Genomic DNA, 13,179 nt, shown 5'->3' on the forward strand with positions numbered 1-13,179 from the left:
TTAGCCTGCCTCCTGTACCATTCCATAAAAAGCTTCCTTCCCTCCGCGCTTTTGTCGGACCTCAGGATGAAAGCGCCATAACAAAGACTGAGAGGGACGCCATTTTCAGTTTCGATGATCTTAAGGGGGTAATGCTCACCATGATAGAGAAAAGTCTCTCCGGAGATGAACTTTTTCTCCTGCCCCGGCCTTTCGGGGTTCTCCGCCCTTTCGGTGATTTTCTTCCTCACCCATGGCTCCTTGTCCCTGAAAAAACGGTCGATTTCCGCCCTGGAGACCCGCTCGGGCGCCAGCAGCACGACAGAGCCATCGCGCTTTATCTGGAGGGTGAGGGTCTTTTTTCTTTTCTTGCTTCGGATAAGCTCATAGCTCAGTTGAGAGCCAGGGTCAGATTTCAAGCTCCTCTCCCTTATGGGGCACATAGGTCTTAAGCCCCAGCTTCTCCCTCACCACCGTCTCGAACTCCAGGCATACCGCTTCCTCGCCATGGACGATAAAGATCTCCGGATCTTCGGTGAAGGTGCCGAGCCACTCGAGCAGTTCCTTCTGGTCCGCATGAGCGGAGAAACCGTTTATGGTATGTACCTTTGCCCTGATGGCGATCTCTTCACCGAGAACTCGGACCGTCCTGGCCCCGTCGACGATGAACCTGCCCAAAGTGCCTTTTACCTGGAAGCCGGTGAAGATGATGCTGCATTCGGTTCTCCAGAGGTTATGCTTGAAATGGTGCCTGATGCGACCCCCTTCGCACATCCCGCTGCCTGCGATAATAATCGCTCCCGATTTTATTTTATTAAGGGCCATCGATTCTTCGGGGGTTTTCGTAAAGTGGAGCCTCATCCCGTCCGTCCCCTGGGCCTTGAACATATTGACCGCTTCGGGGTCGAAATATTCGGGGTGATGAAGATATATCTGGGTCGCCTTGTCGGCAAGGGGACTATCCACATAGACATCCAGGGGAGGAAGCCTCTTCTCCTTTATCAGCTGGCTCAATATGTAGAGTATGTCCTGCGTTCGTCCCACAGCGAAGGCAGGCATGAGAACATTGCCTCTTCTTTTTAATGTGTCGGAAACAGCCTGGGCAAGCTCGTCGATGCTCTCCTGAATGCCCTTATGGAACCTGTTTCCATACGTAGATTCGACCAATACATAATTTGCCTTCTGTATGTGGTGGGGGTCGTTTATTATGAAATTCTCTTTCTTGCCCACATCGCCGGAAAAGACTATCTTTTTTTCTCCCCCGGGGCTGTCATACCAGATTTCGAGGGAACTGGAGCCGAGGATATGGCCCGCGTCTATAAACCGGTATTTTACGCCCGGCGCAAGGTCGCGCGGTTCTTCGTATTTCACCCTTTCGATCAATGCCACGACCCTCTTCACGTCCTCCTCGCGATAGAGAGGCTCGATTATCTCGTCCCTTCCCGCACGATGAGATTTCTTTGTCGCCCACTCGGCGTCCTTTTCCTGGATGTGGGCCGAGTCGGAGAGCATGATCTCCAGAAGATCGGCCGTTCCGTGGGTGGCGATGATCCTCCCGTGGAACCCGTCCATCACGAGCTTGGGCAATAGGCCCGAGTGGTCGAGGTGGGCATGGGTGACGAGAAGATAATCTATCGCGGCCGGATCGAAGGCAAAGGGGGTCCTGTTGATATCGTCCCCATTCTTGCCCTGGTACATTCCGCAATCCACGAGGATCTGCGTCTTTCCCGCCGTCAGATGATAACATGAGCCGGTCACAACCCGCGCGGCCCCCAAGAACCGTATCTTCATAAGCCACCTCTATTTGAATGTTATTTTACAATGATGATCGGGAAAGATTATATATTGAGAAGGGTTTCTTTACAAGGGTATGGTGCCGCAATGCGGCCGGACCGGTATTGGTGATAGAATCCAGCCGCGCGTAGGATGGCTTTAGACTGCGTTTGCCTTATTCTTTTTATTCAATTTCGAGGCGTATACCTTTACGGCCTTCATCTCCTGGTCTTCCCAACGTCTCTGGGCCCTCTCGCCCCGCCGGGTAGGATAGCCGTCGTACACCCTTTTCCCGCAGATCACGCACGCGTGGACCATGATGAGGTTGCCCATATCGTCGTCCCTGTACATCTCGATCTTACATGTGGGGCATAGCATAGTCTCCTCCTGTTACTTGGTTTGGGGAACCCGCCCTCTGTTTCGCCCGTCTATCAAGAAATTGCCGTTCTGCAGCATCTGCCACGCTCTTTCCTTGTCCCTCTCTTCTTCGCGCACCGCCTGCTCGTCGGACCCGATCACATAACTCGTCTTGTCCTTGTCCTTTAGTACTTCCATCGAATCCCGGGCCTCCAGGGGCCAACCAAAACCGCTCAATACCATGAACGCCCCGACAACCAACAAAATGGGAAGCCACCTAACTCTCATTTTATCCACCCCTCTATCTTCATCATAAGCATCGAACACCCTCAAAGAGAATGCCTCCTTTCCATATAATCGGCAAAAAAATCATTTTATTAAATTTCTTTTCCTATCCTTTTAATCAACTTATCCGGAATGATCTCCTTTTTGAATATCATTTCCCTCTCACACAAAGATTAGCAACATTAGTGCCACCTTTTTTCGTCTTCCCCTTCGCCTGAAACCAGCCTCAATGAAGCTCCCCCTCTAATTTTGCTTCTCATAAAAAAACGAGATATGATAGATTTATGCTATAGATGAGGGTCGGGTCGTGAAGTGCCCGGGGCGAATACCTTAAGGAGGTGCGGAAATGGCGAGAGCGATTTTGTCCGGTCTTGTATCCCTGTTATTCTGCGTTGCCTTTATTTTCTGCGGAAACGGATTCTGTTTTAATGATGAAGATGTGCAGAAGCTTAAGAAAACAGGCCAGTGTCCGGGATGCGACCTTGCGGGGGCCTACCTCACGGGCTCGAAGCTTCCCGGGGCGAATCTCAGCGGTGCAAACCTTTCCAATGCGAGCATGTCCAGTTCCGATCTTGCAGGGGCAAATCTGAGCGGCGCCAATCTGTTCGGAATAAATATGACCGCCGCCAAAATGCCCGGCGCCACACTTAAGAATGCCCAGATGAAGTCTGCCATCCTGACCGGCGCAATACTCCAAAACGCCGACCTGACCAATGCAAACCTTACAGGCATAGCCTTATGGGATGCAAACCTGACCGGCGCAAACCTGACCGGCGCCACCTTCACAAAAGCGAATCTGGGGGGCGCCATGTGGACGGACGGAATAAAATGTAAGGAAGAGTCAGTGGGAGTCTGCAATAAATAATTGAAGAGGGGGTATTGGAGAGGCGAAGGCATTTAATGATATGACGAAGTTGCGGAAAAGCGGATCGAGCGCAGGACGGCGGGAACGGAGATTTCCGGGATCAGGGGATAGGGCAGCCTAAACACGCCCGTAGGTTTAGGCCACCAGTAGAAATGTTCTCAGGCAGGCGCGGCCGCGCGGCCGCTCCCTTGGATTTATTTAGTCTTTTTTGCTTTTCCTTTTCCTGCGGCATTGACGGTATCTTTGAGACCCTTTCCGGGGGTGAACTTGGGAGCTTTCTTCGCCGCGATCTTTATTTCCTGTCCTGTTTTGGGGTTTCTACCTTTTCTCGCTTTTCTCGTGGTAACGGAGAAGGTTCCAAAACCTACGATCGATACCTTGTCTCCTTTTTGGAGCGCATCTTTGACGGAGCCGACGACGACCTCAAAGGCTTTCGCTGCGGTACTTTTCGTGACCTTGATCTCTTTTGCAATCTTTTCCACAATTTCAGTTTTTGTCATCTACCTTACCTCCTCGTATGTAATAATATCAGGCAAAATAAGTCTGCCTGCACTGCAGACCGTTGCAGAAACGGCATCTAGTGGAACATTATTACACAACTATTTATAAATGCAAGCATTTTTTGTAGATAGAGAAAAAAAATACCAAAATAATGATAAAAAGGCATAATATTTTGGTAATGTCGGCGTCGCAGCCTCATTATTCCTCATCCTTTCCAAAATGTCACATGAGGATTTTTCTGATATTTGGGGCGGAATGGGTGGAAGATTGTTTGTTAAAATTCTAATCTATTGTTCCCGAGACCGTGGCCCTGAATTCGGGCCGTATTAAGGTCTTGGCAAAAGCCCATTCAGGAGGAATAGAATATGGCAGATCCGGAAGACCGGTTCGACGATAAAATAGATCCGGAGACAAAGGCTTTTCTCGAAGCAGCACGGAAGGCTGAACTCCCGCCCCTTTCACGGGAGACATACGTTGAAAGGAGAAGGTTCGTGGATGTCATGGCGCTCAAAACTTCGCCCTCCTTGAAAGGCATAAAAAGCAGGGAGGATCGAACAATTCATGGATCGGAAGGAGAGATACCGGTCAGGGTCTATACCCCCGAGGGCGAAGGTCCCTTTCCCGTGTTACTTTTTTTTCATGGGGGAGGCTGGGTGGTGGGAAGCCTGGCAATGGAGGAGCATGTCTGCCTGGCACTCGCGGAGAAGACCCCTTGCCTTGTCCTTTCCGTTGATTACAGGCTCGCCCCGGAGCATCCTTTCCCCGCGGGCCTCCATGATTGTTACGACGCCTTTCTCTGGGCCCGTGCCGAGGCCCACACTTTCGGCGGCGATGGAGAAAGGATCGCATTAAGCGGTGAAAGCGCCGGAGCCAATCTCGCTGCAGCTCTCACGCTCCTGGCAAGGGACAGGGGTGTGCCCGCGGCGGCGCTTCAGGTCCTCTTCAATCCGGTGACGGACCTTACCTCCTTTAATACCGCGTCTCATCGTAAATTCGCCCGTGGTTTCATCCTGAGCCTGGAGGACATGGAGGCTACCCGTTCCCTTTATGTGCCCCGCGAGGAGGACCTCTCCGATCCTTATGTATCTCCCTTATGCGCACGGAGCTTGCGGGGGCTGCCTTCCGCCCTGGTCATAACTTCAGGTTTCGATCCTTTACGGGACGAGGGAGAAGCGTATGCGAAGCGACTGAAAGATGAAGGTGTGCAGGTGAGGCTCATCCGCTATAAAGATACAATCCACGGGTTCATCTATTTTTTGAGATCGAGTGAAAATACCAAAGATGCACTCAAGGCGGCATCGGACGCACTACGGGAGGCATTCGGAACATAGAAAAGGAGATTATTCTTCCTGCTCCCACTCCCTCCATATAACGGGAGCGTACCCCACAGTCGCCTTCTGACCGTTTCTCACGATGGGAGTTTTAATGAGCAGGGGATGGTTGAGCAATTCCTCTTCCGCGTCATGGGTGAGATACCTGAGGTTCAGCCGGGCATACTCCTTGCCCTCTTTGTCGACCATATTTTCGATCCCTACCGCCGCTTTTATCCGGGAGAGCTCTCCTTTGCTCAACCCTTTTTGGGCAAGATTGACAAATTGAAAGGCGATACCTCTTTCTTTAAAATATCTTTGCGCCTTTCGTGTATCCTGGCATTTATCGGTGCCGAATATCTGAATATTCATATTCACAAGACCTTGTCCGATTTGATGACTATAAGAATATCACAAAAGCCGAACCTTTTCACAACTCCCCGGAATGGGAGATCGGTTACTGCCCAAGAGCTAAAGATTTTTTGCTTCAGAACGATAATAGTATACGGTATGATATTCAGCATAAGCCCACATTATTGGTATAGTTATAGGGGGAAGCGTAGTGATCGAGAACTTTAGGGAAAAGGTTGAGGAGACCATCAATTTTTTGCCGCCCATGCCGTCGATCATGATGGAGTTGATCGACGCGCTCAATAACGAAGATGTCGATCTCAGGTCCCTCGGCAAGATCATATCGAGAGACCCGGCAATGGTGATGAATGTTCTTAAGATTGCCAATTCGGCTTTTTACGGCCTGCCCACAAAGATCACCAACATCGAACAGGCAGTCCGGATGCTCGGAACGAATGAAATCACGTCCCTGTGCATCTCGTGCAGCGCAAGCCGCTCCTTGAAGCCGCCCAAGGGAGTGGAGACCTTGAACATGAAGGAGTTCTGGCGCCATTCCGTTGCCACCGGCGTGATCGGAAAGATACTCTGCAACAAGCTGAGCATGGGACGGCTCGAGAGCCTTTATCTTGCCGGCCTGGTCCATGACGTGGGAAAAGTGGTACTCGACAGGTTTATTCATGATGCGTACAGGCAGATCGTGGAGCTCACCTATAAAGAAAATATATCCATCCTCGAGGCGGAAACAATGGTCGTGGGGGCATCCCATGATATCGTCGGCGGCTGGCTTATGGAGAGATGGCGCCTGCCCCCTATATTCGGGGAAGTGGCGCGTTACCATCATGCGGTGAATGAGACCCCGGATAAAAGCGTGGTAGTGGTGGCCCTCATCAATATGGCAGACCAACTCGCCCGGCTCAAGGGATATGGTTTCGGAGGAGACAGGAACGGCGTCGATTTCTCCATCACCGACGCCTTTAAAATACTTCAAAAGAAAAACCGTGATCTCGCCGATCTCGACGTCTTTAAGCTCGTATGGGACCTTGACGGGGCCCATGAAGAGATCGAAGAGATGGAGCGCATTGTAAACCGCTGAAGGTTTTATGTTTCCTCAGGGGCGCCGGCGGAAGAGCAGCCAGGCCGCCTCTTTCTTCCTTTCCTCCCTCACTACCGGCTCGACCACAAAATGTCGTACCTTGAGCCCTCCTTCACCACTATGATAGGCACGCACCCGGTCCTGAATCTCTCTATCCGATATGGTGAGGCGCTCGTGCTGTCTCAGATGCTCCATCCATGATTCGACAATAAAAGATTCAACATAGCTGCTGGGGTCGGAAATATCATGGAAGAGATTCCACCGTATCGCCCCGTCCCGGAGGCGGATCGACTTGAGGGAGCCCACCGCTTTCATGAAATCTACACCATCTTCGGGTTTGATGGTATATTCCACGATAACCAGTATGGGTTTCTCTTCGAGCTCCATCCCCTCCGCCACATGGGTCGCGCCGCCCCAGCCTTCGCTGGGCCTGAGGTCCATCCCCTCGCCCTCCGATAAAGTGAAGGGATAGGTGACGATACCGCCGATTACGAGGCATCCGGCAGCCACCACAAAGGCAAGGGGGATGCCGAGCCAAGTGGCCACCGCACCCCAGAGGGCGCCTCCACCCGCAAGACCTCCGAAAAAGACGAACATATAGACCGATACTACCCTGCCCCTTACCCATGTGGGCGTCACTGCCTGGACCACCGTGGAGAGCACGGAGACAAGGACCATCCACCCTATGCCGCCCACGCCCATGGCAAGGGCAAGGACCGGGAAGAATCTCACCGCCGACAAAGTAAGGAAGACTGCGGCAAAGGAGAAGGTAATCCCTATGGTCAGCACGTTCATGGACGCGGCACGCTTCATGCGGGGAAGGATGGTGGCGCCGAAAAGGCCGCCGGCCCCGAAAAACCCGAGGAGGCTTCCATACCCTACCGCGGAGAGGCCCGCATACGTCCTCGCCAGTATGGGAAGGAATGCCCAAAGAGCGCTGCTCAGAAGGGAAAAGACCGCGATATGGATAAGGGCGGCCTGCACTTTCGGGGCATTGCGCACGTACCGCATGCCCACGCGCATGGCGCTCATGAGCCGTTCCGCGGGCAGGGAGCTTTCATGGGGGACCCTCCGCCACCTCTTGAGCACCACCAGGACGCCCCAGAAGGAGAAGGCATTGAGCAGGAAAGTGGCGCCGGGGCCGATCGTCCCCACTAAAAAGCCGCCCAGGGCAGGACCTACGACACGGGCGATATTGAAGCCCACGGAACCCAATGTTATGGCAGCGGGAAGCTCGTCCCTGCGTACCAGTTCCGGAATGATCGCCTGCCACGCAGGGGCATTGAGCGCCGCGCCCACACTAAGGAGGAAGGTAAAGGAGAGAAGCACGACAGGCGTGGTCATGCCGAGGGTGGTGGTGACCCCGAGGCCGAGAGCTGCAATGAACATCCAGAACTGCGAAAAGAGGAGCAGCCTTCGTCTGTCCAGTATGTCGGCAAGTGCCCCTGCCGGCAGTGCGAGGAGAAAGAAGGGCAGCATGGTAGCAGTCTGCACGATAGCGACAATGAAAGTGGATGTCGTAAGGGACGTCATGAGCCACGATACCGCAACGTCACGCATCCAGGTGCCTACAAGGGAGACTACATTGGCAATCCAGAGGCTCCGGAAGAAGGGATCGGACAGGGGGCTCCAGGTGGAAGGGGGCCTATTTTCTTCAGGGGGCATAGAGGGCAACCGGTTCATTCATATATTTCATTTTTCAGTATATCAGAGGATCGACTTTTTTCAAAGTTCGGTGAAAGGCGGAACACATGCCCCCTGGGGCGCCCGCTCGGGACAGGCCCCGGCGGAGAGGGCGTAAGCATAGAATTATGTTGACAAAAAGAGGTGCACCGTATGATAACAATCTTACCCAATTATACAAACGGCTGCGGAACAGATCTGTCTCATTGAGAATAAAAATGACGGGTGAAGATCCCTGTCCGCAAGCAATAAGGAGACCCTATGCCTCGCGTGCCCTTTCTTGCCTTGTCGGGATTCATTGCTTTCATCACATTTGCGTCTCTCGCCATCCCAATTTCCTACAGCGCGACGCCTTCTCCCGATGATCCCATCGCGAAGGTCAGGAGCCGGGGCGGATATGCCGGACTCCTCTCTACCGCCGTGAAACGGGGCGCGGTAAAGGTCATCGTGAAGGTCGATGCCTCTCTCCCATCGGAAGGGGATAAGGCAGAGGCATTTCGCTCGGTCATTTCAGGAGCCCAGGACCAGGTGCTTTCCGAGCTGAAAGCCTCCGGCAAGCCGCCCCTCAGAGCCCTTAAGTTCGCCACCATCCCCTACATGGCATTGACCGTGGACGGTCCGACCCTTGAAAGCCTCCTCTCTTCTGCCTCCGTGACAGGGATTTTCGAGGATAAGAAGGCGCGGCCCAAACTCGATACGAGCGTTCCCCGGATCGATGCCAATACGCTCCACAGATCGCAGCTCACCGGCACGGGCATTGCGGTGGCGATACTCGATACGGGCGTGGACAAGCTCCACCCCTTTCTCAAGGGAAGCGTGGTTTCCGAGGCATGTTACTCGACCAACGATACGTCCCATAAGGCAACGTCCCTATGCCCCAAAAAGGCGGATGAATCGACTGCAGCCGGCTCCGCCATGCCTTACGGAGGGGCATGTCCGATCGAAGAATGCGGCCACGGCACGAACGTGGCCGGCATCATCGCAGGCAGGAGCGGCATAGCGGGAAGCCCCGGGCCGGGAGTCGCACCCGGTGCATCGATAATCGCAATACAGGTATTTTCGCGGCTCGAATCGAAGGAAGACTGCGATGACGGCGAGGCCCCCTGCGTCACTTCTTATGATTCAGACCAGATACAAGGGCTGGAGCGCGTCTATGCGCTCCGCACCACCTACACCATCGGGGCGGTAAATATGAGCCTCGGTGGGGGACAGTATGCCTCCAACTGCGACGATGATCCGATAAAGGCAATTATCGATAACCTGAGGGCCGCGGGCATTGCCACCATCATCGCCAGCGGAAATGAAGAATACTGCGGCTCTACCGGCGCCCCCGCCTGTGTTTCGACCGCCGTAAGCGTGGGAGCAACGGATGAGGACAACACAGTGGCAGACTATTCGAACAGCGCGACCTTTTTAACCCTCCTCGCCCCAGGATCAGAAATTACCACTGCCTTCCCCAGGCAGGAGGGCGGTGGATACGAGACAGAGAGCGGCACATCCATGGCAGCCCCCCATGTGGCGGGCGCCTGGGCGCTCCTCAAGCAGGCCAAGCCCGCGGCCACGGTAAACGAGATACTGGCTGCATTCACCTCCACGGGCACAGAGGTGACGGATACAGGGAAATGCCCGTCAGTGACCAAAAAGCTGATCAATGTGTATCAGGCGTATCAGGCCCTTATCGGGAAAGCCACACTTATCATCGGGAAATCGGGAAAAGGCTCCGGTGCGGTCAGCTCTTCTCCTTCCGGCATCAATTGCGGTACCCAATGCTCCGTGGTCTTTGCGAACGGAGCAGCTATCACGCTTACCGCGGTCCCGGCTTCGGATTCCACCTTTTCCGGCTGGACGGGCGGCGGCTGCTCCGGGACAGGAGCGTGCAATCTCTCCCTGACAGGGAAAACACAGGTAACCGCCTCATTTTCCGGGCCCTGCGATTACACGATCAACCCCGGCCACAAGGATTTCCCGAGCAAGGGAGGCAATGTCACCGTAAACGTCAGGGCAACGGGAGAAGACAACTGCCCTGCCCCCGGCATCACGGTCGACGATACATGGATGTCGGCCAGCCTCACTTCCTTCAGGAAAAACCGGGGATCTGTGAAGATCTTTACCTATTATAACGATAATCCAGACCCCCGCACCGGGACCGTTACGATCGGAGACGAGGAGTTTTCCGTGGAGCAGAAGGAGACTACCTGCACCATGCCTTCCGTTTCTCCTATGAAAGAAACCTTTGCCGCGGACGAGGATTCAGCCAAATTTACCGTGAACCAGAAGACCGACTGTGCGTGGACCGCAAGGGTAGTCCCTCCCGCCGACGAGTGGCTCACCGTCACTTCAGGGGCCACAGGCTCAGGAACCGGCAGAGTCTCATTCGGAGTAGCGGAGAACACGACCGAGGACAAACGGAGCGGGAAAATAGAGGTATCCCTCAACCTCTTTCCCAACAAAAAACGGCTATTTACCGTACAGCAGGACGCTCCTTAGACAGTCGAGGCTGCGGCAGGAGGGGAAAACCTCTCCCCTGCCTTTCGATACACCTTGACAGTCACTGTTCTATCCGCGATGTGGTGAGCATGGGACCGGCTGCCCGGGGCAAGCGATTATCCGTGCTCGCCGAGGGTACCGTTGCGTTCGGCGTGTGAACCGGGCTAAGGATAGAGCTGCTTTGTCTTGCATTCGCCCACGGATCCCTCGATACATTTTTCCCCGTTGATCCAGATGGCCGCGGTAAGTTCGGCGCCTGTGAGAACTGCGCCTGTTACATCGGCGCCATGCAAATTGGCTTTACTGAAGAATGCATTGGTGAGATTCGCCTGTGTGAGATTGGCATTGCGAAAATAGGCGCCCGCAAGGTTCGCACCGCTCAAATTCGCTTTTGAGAGCTTGGCGCTCGAAAGGTTTGCCGATGCCAGATTGGCGCCCGCGAGGCTTGCCCCGGTAAGGTCGGCGCCATGCAGATCGCACCACTGGCACTCTTTTGTGTTGAGGAGCTTCTCCACGTCCGCCTGTTTAAACGCATAGGCAGGAACACAGGTGAGCACGAGGGATAGCGAAAGAAGACCAAGAACAGGCACTAACAAATTTCTTTTCATAGTAACGCTCCTTCCATGGTTATCAAGGAAACTCTCTCAGACCCTAAACATCCCCTTTTCATATATGACGAGCCGCTTTCCCGAGGAGAGGGTGGCGGTCACCGTCTTATCCTCCGTATTGACGAGATCCCAATGAAGGGCGGAGTCGTTGAATCCAAGTTCTTTTTTTAAATCCTTCGTCATCTCTTCGGGATCTCCGGAGTAGGTGTCGGTATAGGAGGAGCCTACCGCAATATGTACGTTGCCGTGGTCTCCTCCGAAATTCTCGTCAAAAAGCGTATCCGCCATGAAGCGGTTGATTCGCGAGAACCTTCTGTCCGTGAGGGAGAACTCCCCGAGCCGCGATGCTCCTTTATCGAGGGACATCTGCTTTTCGGCAAATTCTCCTCCCGCCTCGGCCTCGACCTTTACGACCGAGCCCTTGCGGAACAGGAGGCGCACCCCCTCCACGTAATTGCCGCTTCGAAAGGAAGGGAGGTTCGCATAATAGGCGCCTTCCGTTCCCCGCCAATCAGGAGAGAGAAATATCTCGAAACTGGGGAGATTATGGCCGGAAACGCCCGCCCATTTTCTCATCTCCCCGGGAGTCACCTTCAGGTCGACATGCTCCGATTCCACATGAAGTGACTTGATCTTTAAGCTGTTAAGCCATTTCTTGATCTCTTTCACGCTGCGGTGGATGGTTTCCCACTCGCGTACCGGATCATCCTTATCAAGATAACAGGCCTGAATTATCTGATTCGTATATTGCTTCAGGGATGTTTTCGCGTGCTTCGCCAGCTCCGCCGTGGGAAAGGTGCAGAGCGTCCATCCGTGGAGGCCCTTCTCTTCCCTTTTTTCCAGGATGTCCCTGAGATATTTTCTGGAAACAAGGAATTTGCCTATTTTCACCGGGTCGACGTCCTTGAGGTGGAAGAGAGATTCGGGAGCCCTGAGGAATATTCTTCCATGGAGATTCTCGTAGAACTCTTTTTCTCCCGGCGCCGTAAAAGTAAGCTGCCCCTTTCCCGCCTTCATATAAAAATCATGCTCCATGGTGAAGGTCATCCCCATTCTCTGGACGGGATTCAACCCCAGGTCCAGGATCTTGCCGTAAATGATCTCGGCGAGCCTCACGGCCGGTGATTCATACTGGAGGAGGACCATGTCGCCTTTCGAAAACTTGCCGCTTCGCGCCGTCTTCAGACCCCAGAGAAGTATATCCGCATAATTTTGGAGCTGCCCCTCGGTAAGCATCCCGTCTCCCTTCCTTTCTCTTCCACGCGCATAATGCGGAACGAGTAATCCTCTATTTTCGTAAGAGTATAGTGAGGAGGGAACCATTTCCCTCCTCACGGTAGTATAAGCAAAATAGGGAGGAGTTCGCAACCTCTTGTTCCTCCAGCCGAAGCCGCCGTCTTCGGCCTGAATTTCGTTCGCCCCTGCGTTTCTCTCTCGATTGATTTTCTGAAAAGAGTTGACCCTTTTTGTCGTTCTTTGCTAAGCTTAAATAAAAAAGGTTCAGGGGAGGGTAAAAGTGAGATCTGACGGCAGAGTAGCGAGAGTGACTGAAATAGTCGCGGGCTCCACCAAAAGTTTTGACGATGCGGTAATGGTCGGTTTCAAGCGTGCTTCCAAGACGTTAAGAGGCATAACCGGTTTGCGGGTGAAAGATCACCGATGCAGCGTGGAAGATGGCAAAATCACCGAATTCAGGGTTACCCTGGATGTAATTTTCGTTTTGGAGAATTAGTACAAGAGCCTTCCCATACCCTTTCCTCCCGGTCTTTGCCATGGGAAAGCAAAAAAGTATGAGGATAGTCGCTCCCAAGGGAGCGGCGAAAGGCCGTCTTCACCCTTGGCGCCTTCGCGTCCGCTTTTTCTGTGTTTCAGTACCCCTTTGCCGCA

General features: G+C 53.6%; 14 protein-coding genes. 5 read left to right on the plus strand and 9 right to left on the minus strand.

Annotation, left to right across the window (positions count from 1 at the left end; translation table 11 throughout):
- The 4 genes from VGJ94_10305 to VGJ94_10320 all read right to left on the minus strand — a co-directional run.
- On the minus strand, nt 1–398 hold a 398-nt coding region (locus VGJ94_10305; GenBank protein HEY3277002.1), incomplete at its 3' end, for a YgjP-like metallopeptidase domain-containing protein.
- Nucleotides 388–1,770: an MBL fold metallo-hydrolase gene (locus tag VGJ94_10310; protein HEY3277003.1), complete on the minus strand. Its 1,383-nt coding sequence runs from the start codon at nt 1,768–1,770 to the stop codon at nt 388–390. The genes VGJ94_10310 and VGJ94_10305, both read right to left, overlap by 11 nt.
- A 141-nt stretch (nt 1,771–1,911) precedes the next feature.
- The gene (locus VGJ94_10315; GenBank protein HEY3277004.1) at nt 1,912–2,130 is read right to left on the minus strand and encodes a hypothetical protein; all 219 of its coding nucleotides are present in this window, start codon (nt 2,128–2,130) and stop codon (nt 1,912–1,914) included.
- A 12-nt stretch (nt 2,131–2,142) separates the two neighbouring features.
- Complete coding sequence (locus VGJ94_10320; protein ID HEY3277005.1) at nt 2,143–2,397, minus strand: hypothetical protein; 255 nt, start codon at nt 2,395–2,397, stop codon at nt 2,143–2,145.
- 343 nt (nt 2,398–2,740) lie between these two features.
- On the opposite strand from VGJ94_10320, the gene VGJ94_10325 reads away from it, so the two are divergent.
- Nucleotides 2,741–3,259 carry a pentapeptide repeat-containing protein gene (locus tag VGJ94_10325; protein ID HEY3277006.1) on the plus strand — a complete coding sequence of 173 codons (519 nt, stop codon included), beginning with the start codon at nt 2,741–2,743 and terminating at the stop codon, nt 3,257–3,259.
- Between the two features lie 194 nt (nt 3,260–3,453).
- Here the strand turns inward: VGJ94_10325 and VGJ94_10330 are convergent, their stop codons facing one another.
- A complete protein-coding gene (locus VGJ94_10330; GenBank protein ID HEY3277007.1) occupies nt 3,454–3,759 on the minus strand; it encodes an HU family DNA-binding protein in 306 nt (101 codons plus the stop codon).
- A 366-nt stretch (nt 3,760–4,125) separates the two neighbouring features.
- Here VGJ94_10330 and VGJ94_10335 point away from each other — a divergent pair, with 366 nt between their 5' ends.
- Complete coding sequence (locus VGJ94_10335; protein ID HEY3277008.1) at nt 4,126–5,091, plus strand: alpha/beta hydrolase; 966 nt, start codon at nt 4,126–4,128, stop codon at nt 5,089–5,091.
- 9 nt (nt 5,092–5,100) lie between these two features.
- Here the strand turns inward: VGJ94_10335 and VGJ94_10340 are convergent, their stop codons facing one another.
- Nucleotides 5,101–5,442, minus strand: a complete 342-nt coding sequence (locus tag VGJ94_10340; GenBank protein HEY3277009.1) for an arsenate reductase family protein — start codon at nt 5,440–5,442, stop codon at nt 5,101–5,103.
- Between the two features lie 190 nt (nt 5,443–5,632).
- On the opposite strand from VGJ94_10340, the gene VGJ94_10345 reads away from it, so the two are divergent.
- The gene (locus tag VGJ94_10345) at nt 5,633–6,514 is read left to right on the plus strand and encodes an HDOD domain-containing protein (GenBank protein ID HEY3277010.1); all 882 of its coding nucleotides are present in this window, start codon (nt 5,633–5,635) and stop codon (nt 6,512–6,514) included.
- Between the two features lie 15 nt (nt 6,515–6,529).
- Here the strand turns inward: VGJ94_10345 and VGJ94_10350 are convergent, their stop codons facing one another.
- The gene (locus VGJ94_10350; GenBank protein ID HEY3277011.1) at nt 6,530–8,179 is read right to left on the minus strand and encodes an MFS transporter; all 1,650 of its coding nucleotides are present in this window, start codon (nt 8,177–8,179) and stop codon (nt 6,530–6,532) included.
- A 279-nt stretch (nt 8,180–8,458) separates the two neighbouring features.
- Between VGJ94_10350 and VGJ94_10355 the strand changes: the two genes are divergently transcribed.
- Nucleotides 8,459–10,684, plus strand: coding sequence for a S8 family serine peptidase (locus VGJ94_10355; protein HEY3277012.1), 2,226 nt, complete (start codon nt 8,459–8,461; stop codon nt 10,682–10,684).
- Nucleotides 10,685–10,848: 164 nt separating this feature from the next.
- Here the strand turns inward: VGJ94_10355 and VGJ94_10360 are convergent, their stop codons facing one another.
- The gene (locus tag VGJ94_10360; protein ID HEY3277013.1) at nt 10,849–11,292 is read right to left on the minus strand and encodes a pentapeptide repeat-containing protein; all 444 of its coding nucleotides are present in this window, start codon (nt 11,290–11,292) and stop codon (nt 10,849–10,851) included.
- Between the two features lie 36 nt (nt 11,293–11,328).
- Nucleotides 11,329–12,528, minus strand: a complete 1,200-nt coding sequence (locus tag VGJ94_10365; GenBank protein HEY3277014.1) for an aminopeptidase — start codon at nt 12,526–12,528, stop codon at nt 11,329–11,331.
- 280 nt (nt 12,529–12,808) lie between these two features.
- On the opposite strand from VGJ94_10365, the gene VGJ94_10370 reads away from it, so the two are divergent.
- Nucleotides 12,809–13,024, plus strand: a complete 216-nt coding sequence (locus tag VGJ94_10370) for a dodecin family protein (protein HEY3277015.1) — start codon at nt 12,809–12,811, stop codon at nt 13,022–13,024.
- The last annotated feature ends 155 nt before the right edge of the window (nt 13,025–13,179 follow it).

The organism is Syntrophorhabdaceae bacterium, from assembly GCA_036504895.1.
Taxonomy (GTDB): domain Bacteria; phylum Desulfobacterota; class Syntrophorhabdia; order Syntrophorhabdales; family Syntrophorhabdaceae; genus PNOM01.

Coding starts and splice junctions, on each gene's coding strand:
- VGJ94_10320 (HEY3277005.1), bottom strand. CDS start 2,397: ATGAGAGTTAGGTGGCTTCCCATTTTGTTGGTTGTCGGGGCGTTCATG.
- VGJ94_10360 (HEY3277013.1), bottom strand. CDS start 11,292: ATGAAAAGAAATTTGTTAGTGCCTGTTCTTGGTCTTCTTTCGCTATCC.
- VGJ94_10330 (HEY3277007.1), bottom strand. CDS start 3,759: ATGACAAAAACTGAAATTGTGGAAAAGATTGCAAAAGAGATCAAGGTC.
- VGJ94_10315 (HEY3277004.1), bottom strand. CDS start 2,130: ATGCTATGCCCCACATGTAAGATCGAGATGTACAGGGACGACGATATG.
- VGJ94_10335 (HEY3277008.1), top strand. CDS start 4,126: ATGGCAGATCCGGAAGACCGGTTCGACGATAAAATAGATCCGGAGACA.
- VGJ94_10340 (HEY3277009.1), bottom strand. CDS start 5,442: ATGAATATTCAGATATTCGGCACCGATAAATGCCAGGATACACGAAAG.
- VGJ94_10350 (HEY3277011.1), bottom strand. CDS start 8,179: ATGCCCCCTGAAGAAAATAGGCCCCCTTCCACCTGGAGCCCCCTGTCC.
- VGJ94_10355 (HEY3277012.1), top strand. CDS start 8,459: ATGCCTCGCGTGCCCTTTCTTGCCTTGTCGGGATTCATTGCTTTCATC.
- VGJ94_10325 (HEY3277006.1), top strand. CDS start 2,741: ATGGCGAGAGCGATTTTGTCCGGTCTTGTATCCCTGTTATTCTGCGTT.
- VGJ94_10310 (HEY3277003.1), bottom strand. CDS start 1,770: ATGAAGATACGGTTCTTGGGGGCCGCGCGGGTTGTGACCGGCTCATGT.
- VGJ94_10365 (HEY3277014.1), bottom strand. CDS start 12,528: ATGCTTACCGAGGGGCAGCTCCAAAATTATGCGGATATACTTCTCTGG.